Annotated in this window: 12 protein-coding genes; 7 read left to right on the top strand and 5 right to left on the bottom strand. The window is 67.8% G+C overall.

The features are described 5' to 3' along the window. Positions 1 to 51: 51 nt before the first annotated feature. A complete protein-coding gene (locus FE263_RS00190; RefSeq protein WP_138323951.1) occupies positions 52 to 954 on the bottom strand; it encodes a ferritin-like domain-containing protein in 903 nt (300 codons plus the stop codon). Positions 955 to 1192: 238 nt separating this feature from the next. On the opposite strand from FE263_RS00190, the gene FE263_RS00185 reads away from it, so the two are divergent. Next, positions 1193 to 2995 (top strand): cation:proton antiporter, encoded by a 1803-nt coding sequence (locus FE263_RS00185; RefSeq protein ID WP_138323950.1) that lies wholly within the window; start codon positions 1193 to 1195, stop codon positions 2993 to 2995. Between the two features lie 115 nt (positions 2996 to 3110). Further along, positions 3111 to 3242: a hypothetical protein gene (locus FE263_RS22760; protein ID WP_276611154.1), complete on the top strand. Its 132-nt coding sequence runs from the start codon at positions 3111 to 3113 to the stop codon at positions 3240 to 3242. Positions 3243 to 3293: 51 nt separating this feature from the next. Here FE263_RS22760 and xylA read toward each other — a convergent pair whose 3' ends face one another. Genes xylA through FE263_RS00170 form a run of 3 tightly spaced genes read right to left on the bottom strand, consistent with a single transcriptional unit; the run spans position 3294 to position 7129 of the window. Further along, complete coding sequence (gene xylA, locus FE263_RS00180) at positions 3294 to 4601, bottom strand: xylose isomerase (RefSeq protein WP_138323949.1); 1308 nt, start codon at positions 4599 to 4601, stop codon at positions 3294 to 3296. Between the two features lie 16 nt (positions 4602 to 4617). After that, positions 4618 to 6075 (bottom strand): xylulokinase, encoded by a 1458-nt coding sequence (gene xylB / locus FE263_RS00175; RefSeq protein ID WP_138323948.1) that lies wholly within the window; start codon positions 6073 to 6075, stop codon positions 4618 to 4620. A 16-nt stretch (positions 6076 to 6091) separates the two neighbouring features. Beyond that, on the bottom strand, positions 6092 to 7129 hold the full coding sequence (locus FE263_RS00170; protein ID WP_171033855.1) for a LacI family DNA-binding transcriptional regulator: 1038 nt from the start codon (positions 7127 to 7129) through the stop codon (positions 6092 to 6094). A 258-nt stretch (positions 7130 to 7387) separates the two neighbouring features. Between FE263_RS00170 and xylF the strand changes: the two genes are divergently transcribed. From xylF to FE263_RS00145, 5 genes are all read left to right on the top strand, one after another. Next, complete coding sequence (gene xylF / locus FE263_RS00165) at positions 7388 to 8428, top strand: D-xylose ABC transporter substrate-binding protein (protein WP_240758912.1); 1041 nt, start codon at positions 7388 to 7390, stop codon at positions 8426 to 8428. A gap of 29 nt (positions 8429 to 8457) precedes the next feature. Continuing rightward, positions 8458 to 9999 (top strand): xylose ABC transporter ATP-binding protein, encoded by a 1542-nt coding sequence (locus FE263_RS00160; protein WP_138323946.1) that lies wholly within the window; start codon positions 8458 to 8460, stop codon positions 9997 to 9999. Between the two features lie 36 nt (positions 10000 to 10035). Continuing rightward, positions 10036 to 11250, top strand: coding sequence for a sugar ABC transporter permease (locus FE263_RS00155; RefSeq protein ID WP_138323945.1), 1215 nt, complete (start codon positions 10036 to 10038; stop codon positions 11248 to 11250). A gap of 117 nt (positions 11251 to 11367) precedes the next feature. After that, positions 11368 to 12171 (top strand): glycosyltransferase family 39 protein, encoded by an 804-nt coding sequence (locus FE263_RS00150; protein ID WP_171033854.1) that lies wholly within the window; start codon positions 11368 to 11370, stop codon positions 12169 to 12171. 78 nt (positions 12172 to 12249) lie between these two features. Continuing rightward, positions 12250 to 12990: a hypothetical protein gene (locus tag FE263_RS00145; protein WP_171033853.1), complete on the top strand. Its 741-nt coding sequence runs from the start codon at positions 12250 to 12252 to the stop codon at positions 12988 to 12990. Positions 12991 to 12992: 2 nt separating this feature from the next. Here the strand turns inward: FE263_RS00145 and FE263_RS00140 are convergent, their stop codons facing one another. Further along, positions 12993 to 13844, bottom strand: a complete 852-nt coding sequence (locus FE263_RS00140) for an alpha/beta fold hydrolase (RefSeq protein WP_138323942.1) — start codon at positions 13842 to 13844, stop codon at positions 12993 to 12995. Positions 13845 to 13900: the final 56 nt, after the last annotated feature.

Below are 13900 nucleotides of genomic sequence, written 5' to 3'. Positions count from 1 at the left end.
TGAAATGCTTCTGCGTCGACGGGGCCTGCGCCCCGATCAGATCTGGCTCGCTCAGGTCGCCGAGCTGGTGAACATCCCGTTGACGCCCTTGGGGAAGAACAACCCGGCGGTCGGCGAGGCGCCGCCATAGACGATGTTCAGCACCTGCTGCGGCGTGCGGCGGAAGACCTGGCCGTTATAGTCGACATTGTTGAACTGGTAGGGATTGGTCGCGGACTGCGTGCCGTTGTCGTCGGCCACGCCGGAGAGGGTCGCCCGCAGCGCCGAGATCGCATTGGTGGCGACGCCCGCACCGATCGTCGACAGGTAGCCGCGGATCGCGCCGGCGTGATACGCCTCGACAGCCAGGACGCTGGCGGCATACGAGAGATTGTCGGGATTGGTCAGCAGATTGGCGGCGCCGGCATAGGCGGTCACGCCGACATCCTCGAAGATGTAGGAGCCCAGCAGGAAGTTCACCTCGCTCTCGAACGGGTTGAAGGTCTGCCCTGCCGAGATCAGGCCGGCTGCGACGGCCAGCGTCGTGAAGCTGTTGACGAAGTCGATGGCGGGTTCGGCGACGGCGGCGCTGCCGAGGGCGGTGCGCAGGAACACGACGTGGGCGAGTTCGTCGTTGGCAATGCGCTGGGCATAGTAGGCGAGGGCCGGGATCTGGAACGGCACCAGGGTGTTCGACGGAGCGGTCACGCCGCCAGTCGCACCGACCAGCGACGCGCTCAGGCCCGAGCCGGTGACGGCACGCAGGTAATACTCCGCCTCGAGATATTCGAGATTAAGCGCGAAGTTGAGAATATCGGCGTCGGTGTAGGTCGCCGCGGCGGCCGGCTCGGACGTCGCTGCAACGCCGATCGCGCTCATGGCGCCGATCGCTGCCGCACCCATGCCGGCCTGCTTCATCAGCTTGCGGCGACCGATCTCACCCCACTCGCCAGCAGCCTTGTTCACATCGATCATCGTGTTTCCTGTCCCATTGGAGCGTTGCCCAGGACAAGATCCCGGGCTGGTGGTCGGAATGAAGGGATGCAGCATCGCCACCATCCTCGTCATCTACTTCTGCCCAACGCATTCGGATGCGAAAGGAGTGGACGAAACTTCAGGGTCCGGAAACACTTGGACGTGAAGTTACGCGACCGTGAAGATACGCGCCGGACCGTCCAGGACCGCTCTTGAACACAGGCCATCGGGGCTCCGGATGAACAGTGCCGCCACCGGCATCCTCTGCATCGTGCTTGGCGGCGTGGTCGCGCAATGGGTTGCGTGGCGCTACCGGCTGCCGGCGATCGTGCTGCTGTTCGCACTCGGCCTCGCGGTCGGGCCGGGGCTCGGCCTGCTGCATCCGTCCGCCTCGCTCGGACCCTACCTGCAGCCCATCGTCTCGCTGGCGGTGGCGATCATCGTCTTCGAGGGCGGCCTGGCGCTCGACTTCCGCGAGCTGCGCGCCGCCGGCGAGGGCGTGCTGCGGCTGACCGCCCTGGCGCTGCCGATCAACTGGTTCCTCGGCACGATGGCCGCGCACTTCGTCGGCCAGCTCGGCTGGGGTCCGGCGCTGCTGTTCGGCGCCATCACCGTGGTCACCGGCCCCACCGTCGTGCTGCCGCTGCTGCGCCATACCAGGCTGCAGCAGCGCACCGCCTCGTTCCTGCGCTGGGAGGCGATCCTTAACGATCCGGTGGGCGCCATCCTTGCCACCCTGGTGCTGCAGATCCTGCTGGTTACCGGAACCGCGCACGCCACCCAGTTCGGCGACATCGCCGGCCGGCTGCTGCTCAGCATCGCCGCCTCGGCCGCCCTCGGGATCCTGCCGGCCTTGCTGGTGCGCGCCTTGTTCCTGCGCGACCTGATGCCGGAGATCCTCAAGACGCCGGTGCTGCTTGCGCTCGCGCTGTCGGTCGCCTCGGTCGCCAACCTGATCATGGACGGCGCCGGCCTGATGTCTGCGACCGCCTTCGGCATGGCGCTGGCCAATCTCGGCGTGCCGGGCCTCGCCGACCTGCGGCGCTTCAAGGAGAGCCTGGTGGTGCTGGTGGTGTCGGCGCTGTTCATCACCCTGACCGCAGACCTCCAGCGCGACGTGCTGGGGCGGCTGTCCTGGCCGATCCTCGGGCTCACCGCGACGATCCTGTTCGTGGTGCGCCCGGCGGCGATCGTGGTGTCCACCCTGCGCTCGAACCTCACCACGGCCGAGCGCCTGCTTGCGGCCTGGATCGCACCGCGCGGCATCGTCGCCGCCGCGGTCGCCGGTGTCGCCGGGCTGCGGCTGCAACAGGCGGGATACGCGAGCGCGTCCCTGGTAACGCCCTCGGTGTTCGCCGTGATCGCCGCCACCATGGTGCTGCATGGCTTCTCGCTGCGTCCGCTGGCGCGACGGCTGAAGCTGACGTTGTCCGACGAACCCGGGATCGCCATCGTCGGCGCCTCGCCCTGGTCGACCGATCTCGCCGACGCGTTGCAGCAGGCCGGTGCGCGCGTTCTGCTGGTGGACACCTTTCCCGGCGCGCTGGCAGGCGCGCGGGCGCGCGGCATCCCGGTGCTGCAGGCGGAGATCCTTTCCCAGCACGGCGGCGAACGCTTCGAGGAAAGCCCGGTCGAGTACCTGATCGCGGCCACCCCCGACAGCATCTACAACGGCCTGATATGCGCCCGGATGGGACCGGAGCTCGGACGCGAACGGGTGTTCCAGTGCAGCCCGGGCGCGGATGGCGTGGACCGCTACCGCGGTCTCAATCGTGACGCCCGCGGCAAGCTGCTCGGGGAGGCGGACTGGACGGTCGGGGGCATCGAGGCACGCCACGGGGGCGGCTGGCGCTTCGAGGTGGCGTTGGAGCCCGATGCGGACCTGCCGGTGAAGACAACGAACGACCACAAGGCGCTGGACTTCGCCCTGGTCCGCGGCGGCAAAAGCATCGTCATCAGGTCGGGCGAGGACGTCTCCGCCTTCAAGCCGCTGCCCGGGGATCACGTCATCCGCCTGACGCCTCCGCAGGCTCCGGGCTGACCTGGGCCCGCTTCACCCCTCCCGGTCACATGCCTGGTAGTCCGGACGCCGCGAGGTCCGACGCGGCTATGCCGCTCTTGCCGGTAGTCGCAGCCGCCTTGCGAAGGATTGCGATATGACTTCGGCGACCTTCGAGGCCCATGGCGCCCCGGGCAGCCTGATCCTGCCGAAGCCGTTCGCCATTTATCAGGTCGTCGCCGCCGTCCCGCACCTCATCCGCGAGGCATCGAAGCCACATCTTCACTGAAGGTCGGCGAGGCTGGCGGGCAAGGAGCAGCGCCCCTTGCCCGGGCAGGCGTCAGAAGTAGCTGTTGAGCAGGTTCTCGAGATATTCCTGCCGGCCCGATTTCGGCTGCGGCCCGTCGCTGCGACCCGCGACATCGCGGGCGATGTCCTCGAGCGACATCGATGACGCCAGTGCCTTGCCGCGCGCGCTGTTCCAGCCGGCGTAGCGATCCTCGACATGCCGGGCGAGGCGGCCATCCTCGATCATCCCGGCCGCCACCAGCAATGCGCGGGCACAGAGATCGATGCCGCCGACATGCGCATGCACCAGGTCCTCGGCGTCGATCGATTGCCGCCTGATCTTGGCGTCGAAGTTCAGGCCACCGTTGCCGAGGCCGCCCGACTTCAGCACGTAGTACAGCGCGAGCGCGGTGTCCGGCAGAGAGTTCGGAAACTGGTCGGTGTCCCAGCCGATCAGCGGATCGCCGCGGTTGACGTCGAGCGAGCCGAGGATGCCCAGCGCGGAGGCCAGCGCGATCTCGTGCTCGAAGCTGTGACCGGCAAGCTGGGCGTGATTGGCTTCGAGGTTCAGCTTGACCTCGTTCTCGAGACCGTAGCGCTTGAGGAAGCCGTAGACCGTGGCGGTGTCGAAATCATACTGGTGCTTGGTCGGCTCCTTCGGCTTCGGCTCGATCAGGATGGTTCCGGTGTAGCCGGTCTTGTGCTTGTACTCGACGACCAGGTTGAGGAAGCGGCCCATCTGGTCGAGCTCGCGGCCGAGATCGGTGTTGAGCAGCGTCTCGTAGCCCTCGCGGCCACCCCACAGCACGTAGTTCGCGCCGCCCAGGCGGCGGGTGACGTCGAGGCAGTGCTTCACCGTGGCGGCGGCGTACGCGAATACTTCCGGATCGGGATTGGTCGCCGCACCCGCCATGTAGCGCGGATGGCTGAACAGGTTGGCGGTGCCCCACAGCAGGTGGACGCCGGTCTCGTCCTGCTTCTGTCCGAGCACGTCGGCGATGGCATCGAGATTGGAGACAGATTCCTGGAACGTGGCGCCCTCGGAGACCACGTCGCGGTCGTGGAAGCTGTAGAACGGCACGTCGAGAACGCGGAACAGGTCGAACGCCGCATCGGCTTTCTGCCGCGCCGCGTCCAGGCCGTCGCGGCCGCTCCAGGGGCGCATGATGGTCGGCGCGCCGAACGGATCCGAGCCGTTCATGACGAAGCTGTGCCAGTAGCACACGGTGAAGCGCAGATGCTCGCGCATGGTGCGGCCGAGCACGACGCGGTCCTTGTCGTACCAGCGATAGGCCAGCGGGTTGTGCGTCTCTGGCCCTTCGTAGGCGACGGTGGGCAGGTTGCCGAAGATCGATGTCATGGAAGGCGTCCTTTGCTTATCGGGCGAGTTGCTTGAGGCCGTCCGCCAGGATGCGGTAGCGGCCATAGGCAAGATCGTAGGCGTCGGCGAGCGCCGGGTCCGGCTCGATGGTGGCGGCGATGCCGGGCGGGGTGCAGACCTCCAGCGGGTCGGCGTGCCGCGCCGCGCAGATCGCGAGCCGCGCCGCGCCGAACGCGCCGCCGCTGTCGGCGCCGGCGGGCAGGTCGAGCGGCCGGCGCAGCACGCTCGCCACGATGGACAACCAGACCGGCGAGCGTGCGCCGCCGCCGACCGCCCAGGCGCGGTCGTAGCCGGTGCCGGCATCGGTCAGCGCTTCCTGGCAGTCGCGGAAGGCGAAGGCGACGCCTTCGAGCACGGCCTGGGTCATGCTGGCGCGATCGGCCTCGTGACCGAGGCCGGCGAAGCCGCCGCGCAGGCCGGCCATGTTGTGCGGAGTGCGCTCGCCGGCGAGGTAGGGGGCAAACAGCGCGCGCGAAGGTGCCGCGACGCGCTCGCCGAGCGCCGTGGTCAGGCTGGCGGCGTCGCTGCCGAACAGCCGGGCCAGCCACTCGATGCTGTCGGTCGCCGACAGGATCACGCCCATCTGGTGCCAGGTGTCCGGCACCGCATGGCAGAAGGCATGTACCGCGGAGGCGGTGTTGGGCGCGAACCGGTCGGTGCTGGCGAACAGCACGCCCGAGGTGCCGAGCGATACGAAGGCGGTGCCCGGCCGGACCGCGCCGATGCCGCAGGCGGACGCCGCATTGTCGCCGCCGCCGCCGGCCACCACCACCGCGCCGCTGATGCCGAAGCGGTCGGCGAGCGCCGGCCGCAGCAGGCCGGATACCGCGCTGCCCTCGACCAGGCGAGGCATGTGCGAGCGGTCGAGATGGCCGGCTTGCAGCGCAGCGTCGGACCAGTCGCGCGCCGCCACGTCGAGCCAGCCGGTGCCGGCGGCATCCGACATGTCGGATGCCGTCTCGCCGGTCAGCTGCAGGCGCACGTAGTCCTTCGGCAGCAGCACCAGCCGGGTGCGGGCGAAGATCTCCGGCTCGTGCGTCTCCACCCAGCGCAGCTTCGGCGCGGTGAAGCCCGGCATCATGATGTTGCCGAAGATCGTGCGCAGCTCTGGGCAATCGGCTTCGAGGGCGAGACATTCCGCCTCGCTGCGGGTATCGTTCCAGAGGATCGCCGGGCGCAGCACCTTGTGGTCCGCATCGAGCAGCACCGCGCCGTGCATCTGGCCGGACAGGCCGATGCCGGCGACCGCGCGCATCGCCTCCGGTTGCGTGCGGGCGAGCGCTCCGAGGACCGCGAGCGTCGCGTCCCACCAGGCCTGCGGGTCCTGCTCGGAATGACCCGGATGCGGACGGCTGACAGCGAGCGCCTCGCTGGCGGTGGCCAGCACGGCCTGGTGCTCGTCGATGAGCACCGCCTTTACCGAGGATGTGCCGATATCGATTCCGATGAACATGGTCTGCCGGCTCCGTTCAGACGTTGTCGCGCATGAAGATGTCGATCCGGATCGGCTCCGGCACATGGCCGGTATCGCCATCGGCCACCGCGCGCAGCGCCTCGACGGCGGTGGCGATCTCGCCTTCCACCGACTGGTGCAGCACCGCGTCGAAGGCGCCACGCAGCAGGGCGGCCCGCGTGTGCGGCGTAAGCTCGTGGCCGACCACGACGATGTCGTGCTGCCGGCCGGACTGCTCGAGCGCCTCGATGATGCCGCGATTGCCGGCGCCGATCGAATACAGCCCGACCAGGTCGGGATGCGCATCGAGCAGCCGGCGCACGATGGCGCCGGTCGCCTGGCCGTCATCGAGCCCCTCGAGCGGCGGCAGCAGTTCGAGCTGCGCATGCTCCTGGCCGATCACCTGCGAGAAGCCGAGAAGTCGTTCGCTATGGTCGCGCAGGGTGAGCTTGCCGGCGATGGCGGCGACGCGGCCGCGGCGGCGGGCATTGAACCGGCCGATCAGCGAGCCGGCGACGCGCCCGGCGGCGACGTTGTCGATGGCGATGCAATGCAGCCGCCCGGAGGCCGCACCCCGTGTTGCGACATCCGATACCAGGGTGATGACGGCGACCCCGCGCGCATGCAGCGCCTCGAGTGCGGCCCGCACGCGTGGCGCGTCGACCGCGACCACCGCCACGCCGTCGGTCTGCTGCCGGTCGATGCGGTCGAGCAGGCGGGCGAGGGCGGCCGCCTGGAAGGCCGGGTAGGCCTGCACCGTGAGCTGGATGCGGCGCGCCATGAATACCGGGCGCTGGGCGAGCACGCCGTCATGCAGGGCGTGCATGAAGCTGTTGCCATCCGGCTGCGGCAGCACGAAGACGAAACGATGGCGGCGGCTGGTGGCAAGGCTGGCGGCGTAATGATCGCGGGTGAAGCCGAGCCGGTCGATGGTGGAGTGCACGCGCTGGCTCATCGCCTCGCTGACGCCGCGCCGGCCGTTCAGCACCCGGTCGACGGTGGCGAGCGACACGCCGGCCTGCGCCGCCACATCATGCACGGTGATCCGCTTCATCGCCGACAGCATAGCGAGGTCGTTGATGTACGATAGTCAGTTTTCGCGACGGCCACATTATTTCAGTTGTTACGAAGCCTGGCAGTATTGCTGCAGCGCAAAAATTTGCTCGACGAGCACAGGCGGCATAAAAGCCGTTTGCAACACCGAAACGGAGTTGCTGCACGTGCCTCATGCTGTTAGGCATTGCCGCACGGATGCCACAGAAGAGCGGCCCACAAGGGCGTCCTCGCATCCACGCCGTCACAGGAGGATCCCTTGCGTCTGTTGCCAATGCTGAACCGTCGCCGCGCCGTCGCTGCCGCCCTCGCCTCGCTGCTGGCCAGCGCCTCGGCCCCCGCGCTGCTGTCCGCGCCCGCGCATGCCAGCCCCGCCCATCCCAAGATCGGCTTCTCCATCGACGACCTGCGCATCGAGCGCTGGTCGCGCGACCGCGACTATTTCACCGCCGCCGCCAAGTCGCTCGGCGCCACCGTCACCGTGACCTCCGCGAATGCCTCCGAGGCCACGCAGATCTCGCAGATCGAGAACATGATCTCGCGCGGCGTCGACGTGATCGTCATCGTGCCGTTCAACGGCAAGGTTCTCGGCAACGTCGTCAACGAGGCCAAGCAGGCCGGCATCAAGGTCATCTCCTACGACCGCCTGATCCTGGATGCCGACATCGACGCCTACATCTCGTTCGACAACGTACGCGTCGGCGAGATGCAGGCGCAGGGCGTGGTCGACACCGTGCCGAAGGGCAACTACTACCTGCTCGGCGGAGCGCCCACCGACAACAACGCCAAGCTGCTGCGCGAAGGCCAGATGAAGGTGCTGCAGCCGCTGGTCGACAAGGGCGACATCAAGATCGCCGGCTCGCAGTGGGTCCCGGAATGGTCGGCGACCGAGGCGCTGTCGATCACCGAGAACGCGCTCACCGCCAACAAGAACAATATCCAGGGCATCGTCGCCTCCAACGACGCGGTCGCCGGCGGCGCCATCCAGGCGCTCAACGCGCAGGGTCTCGCGGGCAAGGTCGGCGTATCCGGCCAGGATGCGGATCTCTCGGCGATCAAGCGCGTGGTTGCCGGCACCCAGAGCAGCGACGTCTACAAGCCGCTGAAGCTGATCGCCTCGACCGCGGCGAAGGTGGCGGTCGAGCTCGCCAAGGGTCAGAAGCCGCCCTACAACTCCTCGATCAACAACGGCAAGAAGGATGTGCCGACCATCCTGCTGACGCCGATCCTGGTCACCAAGTCGAACGTCAACCTGCTGGTCAAGGACGGCTTCTACACGCAGTCCCAGATCGGCGAGTAACATAGTCTGCTGATGGCGAGGGCGTGCGGATGAGCGAGTATCTTCTCGAGATGCGTGGCATCATCAAGGAGTTCTCGGGGGTCCGCGCGCTCAACGGTATCGATCTCGCGGTGAAGCCCGGCGAATGCGTCGGGCTCTGCGGCGAGAACGGAGCCGGCAAGTCGACCATGATGAAGGTGCTGTCGGCGGTCTATCCGTACGGCACCTGGCAGGGCGAGATCCTGTGGGACGGGCAACCGCTGCAGGCGAGCGGCGTGCGCGCGACCGAGGATGCCGGTATCGTCATCATCCACCAGGAGCTGATGCTGGTGCCGCAGCTCTCGGTCGCCGAGAACATATTCCTCGGCCGGGAGCCGAAGACCCGCAGCGGCCTGATCGATTTCGACGCCATGTTCGCGCGCGCCACCGCGATGCTGAACGACCTGCGTATGCCGCACATCAACGCGGCCAAGCCGGTGTCGAACTATGGCGGCGGCGAGCAGCAGCTGATCGAGATCGCCAAGGCGCTGAGCAAGAATGCCCGCCTGCTGATCCTCGACGAGCCGACCTCCTCGCTGACCAGGCGCGAGATAGACGTGCTGCTCGACCTGGTGCGCGACCTCAAGCGGCGTGGCACCGCGTGCGTCTACATCTCGCACAAGCTCGACGAGATCGAGGCGATCGCCGACAGCGTCACCGTGATCCGCGACGGCGCCTTCGTCGGCTCGGCGCCGATGGCCGAGTTGAAGCAGTCCGACATCATACGCATGATGGTCGGCCGCGAGATGAACAACCTGTTCCCTCGCGAGGAGCACGAGATCGGCGAGGTGGTGTTCGAGGCCCGCAACTTCACCGTCTGGGACCCCGAGAACCGCCAGCGCAAGCGGGTCGACGATATCTCCTTTTCGGTCCGGCGCGGCGAGATCCTCGGCATCGCCGGCCTGGTCGGCGCGGGACGCACCGAACTGGTCAGCGCAATCTTCGGCGCCTGGCGCGGCACCAGCGAGGGCAGCGTCATCCTCGACGGCAAGCCGCTCCGCATCCGCTCGCCGAGCGATGCCGTGAGGGCCGGTATCTGCATGGTTCCGGAGGACCGCAAGGCCCACGGCATCGTCCCCGATATGGGCGTCGGCCAGAACATGACGATGGCGGTGCTGAACTCGTTCGCGCCGGGCGGATTGATCAACGAGGCCGCCGAGATGAACGCCATCGGCCGCGACATCGCCCGCATGCGGATCAAGACCGCTTCGCCGATCCTGCCGATCTCGAACCTCTCCGGCGGCAACCAACAGAAGGCGGTGATCGCCAAGATGCTGGCGCCGGCGCCCAAGGTGCTGATCCTCGACGAGCCGACCCGCGGCGTCGATGTCGGCGCCAAGTACGAGATCTACAAGCTCATCTTCGCGCTCGCCCGCACCGGCACCGCGGTGATCATGGTGTCGTCCGAGATGCCCGAGGTGCTCGGCATCAGCGACCGCGTGCTGGTGATCGGCGAGGGCGAGCTGCGAGGCAATTTCGCGAACCAGGGGCTGACCCAGGAGCAGGTGCTGTCGGCCGCGATCCTGCCCGCCCACAAGCACGCCGCCGAGTGATTTTGACTGCCTGATCTGAGGGACCGAGTTACCACCATGAACAAGCCTGCCCTCGCCAGCACCGCGACCGCCACCGCGCCCTCGGGAGCCGCCAGGAACCCCGGCTTCGGCGTGAAGCTCGACCACGTGAAAGGCGCCTTCTCGCGCTACAAGATCCTGGCCCTGCTGCTGGCGATCGCGGTCATCTGGGCGCTGTTCTGGCAGCTCACCGACGGCGACTTCCTCACCGCGCGCAACTTCTCGAACCTGCTGCGCCAGATGTCGATCACCGGCATGCTGGCAGCCGGCATGGTGTTCGTCATCGTCTCGGGCGAGATCGACCTCTCGATCGGATCGCTGCTCGGCCTGCTCGGTGGCGTCGCCGCAATCCTCGACGTCACCTACCACATGCCGTTGCCGGTCACGCTGCTCGTGGTGATGATCCTCGGCATCGCGGCGGGCATGTTCAACGGCTACTGGGTCGCCTACCTGCGGGTGCCGTCCTTCATCGTGACGCTGGCTGGAATGCTGGTGTTCCGCGGTATCCTGCTCGGCATCACCGGCGGCGTCACCATCTCTCCGACCAGTGCGCCGCTGATCGCCATCGGGCAAAGCTACCTGCCGGACCTCGTGACCTACGTGATGGCGGCCGCGGTGCTGGGGTTGCTGGTGTTCGTCTCGGCACAGGGGCGCAACCGTCGCCAGCATCACCAGCTGGAGGTGCCGGCGCTTTGGCTCGACGGACTGAAGCTGTTCGTCGCGGCTGCGGCGATCGGCGGTTTCGTCTATGCGGTGAACTCCTATCGCGGCATGCCGACCCCGGTGCTGGTGCTGCTGGTGCTGCTCGGCGTGTTCACCCTGATGGCGCGCCGCACGGTGTTCGGCCGGCGCATCTACGCCATCGGCGGCAACCTGGAGGCGACCCGGCTTTCGGGCGTGAACGTGCAGCGGGTCAAGCTGCTGGTGTTCGCCCTGATGGGCCTGATGGCGGCGTTCGCCGGCATCACCACCACCGCGCGCCTCGCCGCCGGCTCGCCTTCGGCCGGCAGCCTGCAGGAACTCGACGCCATCGCGTCGTGCGTGATCGGCGGCACCTCGCTGCGCGGCGGCTCCGGCACCGTGTTCGGGGCGCTGATCGGCGCGCTGATCATGGCGAGCCTGGACAACGGCATGTCGATGCTCAGCGTCGACACCTTCTGGCAGATGATCGTGAAGGGCGTGATCCTGCTGCTCGCGGTCTGGCTGGATATCGCAACCGGAACGAAGCGCTGAGCGGTTGCCCGCGTCGGGCCGGCCGGCAGCCGGGCAGCAGGGTCACGCCTCGGTTGCGATAGGCTAGCCCGTCTGCCATCCCCGCTGCAGATATTCCGCAGCGGATGGATGGCGGGCTTGACGACAACAAAGAAGCGCCCCGCGGGGCCGCTCGCACAACTCGGTCTGGCTGTCACCGATGGCCTAGCGTTCCTGTCGTTCGCGTTCGTCGTGGCGACGATCAGTGCAGTGGCGCTACGCTGGATCCTGCTGCATCCCGGCGTTTCCGGCTGGGACCAAGTCCAGTATATCGACATTTCGCTCAAGGACGGCCTGACCAGGCGCCTAGACGGTGCCGGCGCGCTGCCTGACTCCCTGTTCAACGACTATCGCTGGATGCCGCCGGGCACGCGCTTCCTTGGCCTGCCGCTGGTCTCGCTGCACCATGACAGCAACGCCGCCTTCCGACTGCTTTCGCTGCTCCTCTTCGTGGTCTCGATCCTGCTCGTGTTCGATGCCGGCCGCCGGATGTCCGGCATCGCCGCCGCGGCCGGTGCTGCCGCCATGGTCGCGGTCGCACCGATCTGGGTGCGCGGCAGCGAGGAGTTCATGTCGGAGACCGCGTTGATCCCGGCGCTGGCCCTGGCCCTGTGGTGCCTGGTGCGCGATGCCGGGCCCCACCCGCCACGCGTCCTGTCGGTGACGATGGGAGTGGCGCTCGGCTTCGGCATGCTCGCGAAGTTCAGCTTCGCCCCGCTGGCGGCGGTGTTCCTGCTGATGCTGGCAGTCGCGTCATGGAAACGCCGCAGCTGGCACGGCTGCCTCGTCACGCTGCTGGTCTCGTCGCTGCTGGCCTGGCCTTTCTATGCCTATAACGGGCTGCGCTATGCCGCCTACGGCCGCTTCGCGGTGCTCTGGCCGCTCGACGAGATGCAGGGGTAGGGGTTCGACTATGTCCGCAACTACCTGGAGGAACTTGCGCTCAGCGCTGTCGGCCTGCCCGCCCTGATCCTGCTGCCGGTGGCGCTTGTTCTGGTAGTTCGCAACCTGCTGCCAACAAGATCGACCGCCGATGCGCACCGCCCATCGCCCCGCCGGTTCATCGCCATCGCGTGCGGCGCAATGCTGGTGCTGACCGTGCTGCCGCACATCTTCGGCCATAACCAGAATGCCCGCTACATGCTGGGCGCACTGCCCGTGCTGGCGCTGTTGCTGGCCGCCGGGAGCGGGCCGTTTCTGGGCCTCGCGATGGCCGGCGTGGCCTCGGTGCAGGCGGCGATCATGCTCGTTTTCATCGCCACCGGTCCCTATGCGGTGGACGGCTCCGACACGCTCTACGGCACCACGCTGCTGACCAACTCGTGGCGCAACAACCCGACCTGCGACTTCACCGGGCCGATCCGCGCCGTGGCTGCGCACGTGGCGCGGCCGCAGGTGCGGTTCTACGGCATCACCGCGGCGATCAACCATGTCCAGATCCAGGCTGCCTTCCTGCGCCAGGGCATCCTCGCCGACGTGGCATCGATCGACCTGTCGCGCCCGGACCGGGCCGATCCCGCCCGTGCCGGTGCCGATCTGGTGATGGTGCTCGATACGCCGGAGAAGTCCGACTACCGCAACGGCATCGCGGACCCGGATGCCGGGCTGGGCGCGGTGCGCGAGGCGCTGCTGCACAGCACGACCTACCAGCGGTCGGACGCCAGGGTGTTCGGTCCGGTCGCGCAATGCGGCATGACCTCGTTCCTGGCTCGGCGGCCCTGACGTCAGACCCGGGCCAGGAACGTGCGCATCAGCGCCGCGATCTCCGCATGGTGCGTCTCGAGCGCGAAATGACCGGTCTCTAGGAGATGCACCTCCGCGTCCGGCAGGTCACGGCGGTAGGCTTCAGCTCCGGCCGGCAGGAAGAATGGATCGTGCCTGCCCCACACCGCCAGCAGGGGCGGCCGGTGCTCACGGAAATAGCGCTGGAAATCCGGATAGAGCGCGACGTTGGTCCGATAGCTGAGCACGAGGTCCAGCTGGATCTCGTAGGCTTCCGGCCGGTGCATGTAGAAGCTGTCGAGCAGGTAGCCGTCTGGCGCGACCAGGCCTGGCGGCGCGCCTTGCAAGTACTGCATGCGGATCGCGGCATCGTCCAGTGACGCGCGACAAGCCTGGCGGGTGGCCGGCGAGGGTGTGCGCCAATACGCCTGCCACGGGCCCCACGCATCGCTGAGCCCCTCGGCATAGGCGTTGCCGTTCTGCGTCACGATCGCGGTCACCCGCTCGGGATGACGCATCGCCAGCCGCAGTCCGATTGGGGCGCCATAGTCGAAGATGTAGAGCGCATATCGCGCAAGGCCGATCGCATCGACGAACTTTTCGATGACCGCCGCGAGCTGCTCGAAGCTGTAGTCGAAGCTGCCACGCGCGGGCGCCCTGGTGTTGCCGAACCCGGGCAGGTCGGGGGCGATGACGCGGTAGCGGTCCGAAAGCTTCGGCATCAACTCGCGGAACATGTGCCCGGCGGTCGGGAAGCCGTGCAGCAGCAGGATCACCGGCGCATCACTGGGGCCAGCCTCGCGGTGGAAGATCTCGACGTCGCCGACCTGCGTCGTATGGAAGGTATTTTTCATGGCAATCTCCAGGAGCATCCTGACAGTCAATATGTGACACCCATCTGCCGGCAGTA

Source organism: Lichenicoccus roseus, assembly GCF_005844085.1.
Lineage (GTDB): Bacteria > Pseudomonadota > Alphaproteobacteria > Acetobacterales > Acetobacteraceae > Lichenicoccus > Lichenicoccus roseus.
The sequence above is the reverse complement of the archived record's forward strand: the minus strand, read 5'-3'. Positions and strand labels throughout refer to the sequence as shown.